This window comes from Streptomyces minutiscleroticus (assembly GCF_014650875.1).
Lineage (GTDB): Bacteria > Actinomycetota > Actinomycetes > Streptomycetales > Streptomycetaceae > Streptomyces > Streptomyces minutiscleroticus.
Genome location: NZ_BMVU01000289.1, coordinates 1 through 522, shown reverse-complemented (window position 1 = coordinate 522; position 522 = coordinate 1). Strand labels below are relative to the sequence as shown.

Genomic DNA, 522 nt, shown 5'->3' with positions numbered 1-522 from the left:
GGATCACGCGTTTGGTTCGTCGCCGGTCATCAGGGCGAGCAGGCTGTGGGGCGCGTGGTCGTCGATCATGGTCGTGTAGAAGCCGTCGTCGTCCGCTTCCACGGCGGCGGCGCGGGCGAACATGGCTTGTTCGTGCGCGGCGAGCGCGGTCTCCGCATCATTGGGGTGCGCGGCGAGGGCCCGGCCGAGTTCGGCGCCGTCCAGCATGGCCAGGTTGGCGCCTTCGCCGTTCGGCGCCCGCAGGTGGGCGGCATCGCCGAGCAGGGTCACCCCCGGCACACGCTCCCAGCGGTGCCCGGCCGGCAGCGTGAAGATGGGCCGCAGGACCGGCGGGGTGTCGCTGCTGGTGATCAGGGCGGTGAGTGCGGGAGCCCACCCGTCGAACTCCTTCACCACTCGTGCGGTGAGGGCTGTGGCATCGGTGGTGTCGAAATCGGTGAACCAGTTCTGGGGCTTCTTCAGTTGCGCGTAGGTGTGCAGGGTTCCGCCGCCTTCACGGTGGGCCAGCAGTCCCCGGCCCGG

At 70.5% G+C, this 522-nt stretch carries 1 protein-coding gene; it reads right to left on the bottom strand.

Features of this window, described 5'->3' with window-relative positions:
• Positions 1-3 precede the first annotated feature (3 nt).
• Positions 4-522, bottom strand: a 519-nt coding sequence (locus tag IE271_RS41535) for an FAD-dependent oxidoreductase (protein WP_190195550.1), incomplete at its 5' end; no start/stop codon positions are given.